The organism is Amycolatopsis sp. NPDC051071, from assembly GCF_040682875.1.
Classification (GTDB): domain Bacteria; phylum Actinomycetota; class Actinomycetes; order Mycobacteriales; family Pseudonocardiaceae; genus Amycolatopsis.
Genome location: NZ_JBFBBY010000330.1, coordinates 1 through 1316, shown reverse-complemented (window position 1 = coordinate 1316; position 1316 = coordinate 1). Strand labels below are relative to the sequence as shown.

Here is a 1316-nt window from a genome sequence, read left to right as displayed (position 1 = left end):
TGGTTGGTGGTCAGAGTCCGAGTAGTTGTAGTGGTCGGGTGTGGTCGCGGGCGTTGTGGCGTAGTCCGGCGGCGATGTTGGGGTGGCCGGTCAGTCGTAGTTGGCTGATGGCGAGGTTGCGTAGTCCGGCCATCACGCGGGGTGCGTTGCCGGTGCGGATGTGGGAGGCGTCTTCGCCGTAGGTGACGTCGCGGACCCAGTGCAATCTGTTCTCGATGCACCAGTGGCCGCGGGCCAGGTCGGCGATCCGGTCTGGTCCGGCGCGGTCCGCGGTCAGGCTGGTGATGCCCAGCACGGTCTCGTGGTGGGTGTTGCCGGTAGCGGTGTAGGTGACGTGGCGTTCGAGGAGAAACACTTGTGCCGCATGGGGAAACGTGACGTCCTCGGGCGCGGGTAGCACCCGGATAGTGCGTCGTTCACGGCGGCCGTGGCCGGTGTCGAGGGTGACGTGCCCGGGCGTGTCGGTCCAGGGCAGGGTGGTGAGCCGGGCGTGCAGGTGGTGCCGGTTGCGTTTGACCACGAACACGTAGTCCGCGTTGCGTTCCGCGACCAGGTAATCGGCGCTACCGGCGACGGTATGCAGGGCGTCCGCGGTGACCACCATCCCGGTCAGGTCGATCCGGTCCAGCAGCGGCGCGAACCAGAAGACCTCACTGGTCTTGGCCGCCACCGGGGCCTGGGCCAGAACGGTGCCGTGACGGTGGGTCAGCGCGGAGAACAGGTGCACCCCGCGGGCGTTGTCGCCGCACCGGGTGCCACGCAGGGTCTTGCCGTCCACCGCGATCGCCTCAGCCGACCCGTCGGTGGCCGCGGGCATCCGGGCGAGGCGTTCCTGCAACCACGCGCAGATCGCCGCGTCCACGGCCTCGGCGTCCACCCGCTGCAGAACACGCCGCACCGTGGACTCACCCGGAGGCATATACCGGCCCCCGCCGGGATCACGCCGGGCCGCCAGCCGGGCCAGGACCTGCTGCGGAGCATCCGCGGCCCACTCACCGATCGCGGCGAACGACCGGGCCCCGGCACACACCGCCGCTGCGGCGATCAGCAAAACCGAACCCAGCCGATGCCGCACCCCGCGCCGTTGACGCGGGTCCGGCACCAAGGCCAGATGATCGGCCAGACCGAACACATCCTCCTCGGCCACACCACCGGCCACCGGGGCCAGATGATCGAAACAAGCAGGCATCAACGATGATGACGAGGCAGGCACGGCTCTCTCACATGATCATGGGGTCCTAGACACACCACATGATCAACCAGAGACCGTGCCTGCCCTCATCCAGGCCCACACCGACTTTGCCGGGGCCCTGCGC

Annotated in this window: 1 protein-coding gene; it reads right to left on the bottom strand. The window is 68.8% G+C overall.

Annotation, left to right across the window (positions count from 1 at the left end):
- Positions 1 to 10: 10 nt before the first annotated feature.
- On the bottom strand, positions 11 to 1159 hold the full coding sequence (locus tag AB0M65_RS40850) for an ISAs1 family transposase (protein WP_364041064.1): 1149 nt from the start codon (positions 1157 to 1159) through the stop codon (positions 11 to 13).
- Positions 1160 to 1316 lie beyond the last annotated feature (157 nt).